2 protein-coding genes are annotated in these 1,342 nt (G+C 56.0%); one reads left to right on the top strand and one right to left on the bottom strand.

Translation table 11 applies throughout. The annotated features are described in order from the left end of the window. On the top strand, nt 1-668 hold a 668-nt coding region (locus CKO36_RS19075; RefSeq protein WP_200286478.1), incomplete at its 5' end, for a transposase. A gap of 355 nt (nt 669-1,023) precedes the next feature. On the opposite strand, the gene CKO36_RS19070 is transcribed toward CKO36_RS19075, so the two are convergent. Continuing rightward, the coding region (locus CKO36_RS19070) for an ISAzo13-like element transposase-related protein (RefSeq protein ID WP_420826359.1) at nt 1,024-1,342 on the bottom strand (319 nt) is incomplete at its 5' end.

The following is a 1,342-nucleotide window of genomic DNA, read 5'->3' as shown; positions in this document are numbered from 1 at the left end:
TGCTGATCGTCGATCGCGCCTTCACCGACTTTGCCCAGTGGGCCGCGTTGAGCGGGCGCGGTGTCACCTGGCTGACACGCGCGAAATCGAACCTCAAGTACGAGGTCGATCAGCTCTTCGTACATACCTCCAGTCTCCGGGATCGGGTGGTGTGGGTCGGCCAAGGCGCCACCCGCCAGCGCGTGCGCCTGATCGAGATCCAGGGCGGTGGCACGGTCTGCCGCTACCTGACCAATGCCCTCGATCTCCTCGGCTTGCCCACCGCCCAGGCTGCGGCCCTCTATGCCCAGCGCTGGCGGGTGGAGGATGCCTTTGCCATCGCCAAGCGCTTGTTGGAACTGGCTTATTTCTATGGCGGGGCACAAAACGCCGTAGAGCTGCAATTGTTGGCCACCTGGATCCTGTACGCCGTGCTGGTCGATTTGACCGATGCCGTGGCCGAGGCACTGGGGCGCCCGTTCGCCGACATCTCCATGGAAATGCTCTACCGCAGCTTGTACTTCGTGGTCGGCGCTCAGCAACACGATCCTACGCTCGACCCCGTACGCTATCTGGCCGAGGACGCCAAGACATTGGGCATCATCAAACGTCCCCGCAAGGCGGCTCAACACAAGACTCAGGCCTCAGTGGATTTTGCTTGCCATGACGACCAAAACCTTAACTTGTAACTGATGAACTCAGACAGAAGATCTCTGGTGGATTTCGCTGCGAGCAAAGCGCTACGGAGTTCGCCACGATTCGCTCCCTGATCGCCACTGCCAAAAAGCAGGGGTGGAATGTCCTCGAAACCCTCACGCAATCTTCCGATTCGCTTCTGGCAAAGCTTCGGGTTGAGTGATGCCCTGACGGGGTACCTGGGCAGTTACCAAGTTGACATGATTGTAACAAAACCAAGGCGTCCTATCGATCAGGGCGCCACCCCTGACAAAACAAGCCTTCGATCTCATCGAGAAACGCCTTCAGCGCAATGAGCATCTACCCAAGTACCATGTGGTGATTCAGCCGAAAGCCGCTTAGGGATTGTTACAAAATAAGTGTTCCATTTTGTGCTGGTGAAATAGTGTAATTCCAGTCGCCATGGAAGTCGTGTCGCTTGATGTTGACGGCAGCCAACTCAGCGGCAGTGACTTTTTGGCCGAGAGGATAGGTAGTGGAATCTAATTCTGCATGAACGCGTAATCCTGTGTCCGTCGTCGTGGCTGCGATGAGATTGAAGATGACCTCATGACTGACAAGCGGTTTGCCTCGCCAGTTTTGGGTGATAAACGAGAACAAGCGATGCTCGATTTTGTTCCATTTGCTGGTTCCTGGTGGAAAATGGCAGACGGTTATTGGTAAGCCA

Origin of the sequence: Rhabdochromatium marinum (genome assembly GCF_016583795.1) — a bacterium.
In the GTDB taxonomy this organism is placed as follows: domain Bacteria; phylum Pseudomonadota; class Gammaproteobacteria; order Chromatiales; family Chromatiaceae; genus Rhabdochromatium; species Rhabdochromatium marinum.
This window is presented reverse-complemented; position numbering and strand designations above follow the sequence as displayed.